Genomic DNA, 1,152 nt, shown 5'->3' with positions numbered 1-1,152 from the left:
AGTCATTAAAAATGATCACCATTCAGCTAAGACATTGATTGAGTGGCTGAAAAACCAAAAATGTTTACTCGAAGATGTAAGGATTACTCTTGAATCCACTGGGACTTATCACGAACAACTCTGCACTGAACTTTATGATATGGGTATTCATATTTCCATCGTAAACCCTTATCGTATAAGAGAGTTTGCAAAAGGCATGGGTATTTTAACTAAAACAGATAGAGTGGATGCCTTCGTTTTAGCGTGTTATGGAGAGCTAAAAAAGCCTTCAGCATGGATAGCTCCATTGCCAGAAATTCGAGCATTGAAATCATTGATCAACCGTCGAGAGGCACTTTTAGCTGATTTATTGCGTGAACAAAACCGTCAGGAAAAGACGTTAACAACGTCTACACCAAAGATTGTTAGACAGTCACTTGTTAAGTGCATAAAAATATTAGAAAAAGAGTTGCTGGCTATTGAATCTGAAATCTCTAATCATATTGATAATCATCCAAAATTAAAGCAAGACATGGAATTGCTGACATCAATCAAGTCAATTGGTAATCAGGTAGGTGCCAACATGCTTATGGTGTTAAGGAGCCATGACTTTACTAGTGCAGAACAGGTTGCCTCCTATCTGGGATTAGTCCCTGTAGAACGGCGTTCTGGCACATCTGTTAACGGTCGGGCTCACTTATCCAAAACAGGATCGTCCCAAATTCGCGCAAAATTATACTTCTCAGCCCTAACAGCAATACGCCATAACCCACATATCAAGTCATTGTATGATCGTCTATTAGCAAGAGGTAAGTCAAAAATGTCAGCTCTAGGTGCCGCAATGAGAAAACTAGTTCACTTGTGCTTCGGAGTATTAAAGACGGGTCTAGCTTATGACCAAAACTACGCCCGCCAAATTTTCGATTCATAAAATCGATTTTAAGGCATTTTAAATTTTAGTTGGTACGTTTTCATGTCTTACATAGAGAAAATGGCGCGACGGGCTTCTTAGGTGGCTTAAAATCGATTTACAGATGATAACGCAAACTCACACGAGTTTCGCACAAAACTAATTTGGGTACGCTAATAAAACACGGATGTGCTCAGCAATAGCATTTTTGATTACGTCCCAATTTTGTTGATAAAGGGTTATTTTTTCAGATATACGACGTT

1 protein-coding gene is annotated in these 1,152 nt (G+C 38.8%); it reads left to right on the top strand.

Translation table 11 applies throughout. The annotated features are described in order from the left end of the window. The coding region (locus tag CBG25_RS15555; protein WP_290607792.1) for an IS110 family transposase at positions 1 to 910 on the top strand (910 nt) is incomplete at its 5' end. Between the last annotated feature and the right edge of the window lie 242 nt (positions 911 to 1,152).

This window comes from Arsenophonus sp. ENCA (assembly GCF_002287155.1).
GTDB lineage: Bacteria > Pseudomonadota > Gammaproteobacteria > Enterobacterales > Enterobacteriaceae > Arsenophonus > Arsenophonus nilaparvatae.
The sequence above is the reverse complement of the archived record's forward strand: the minus strand, read 5'-3'. Positions and strand labels throughout refer to the sequence as shown.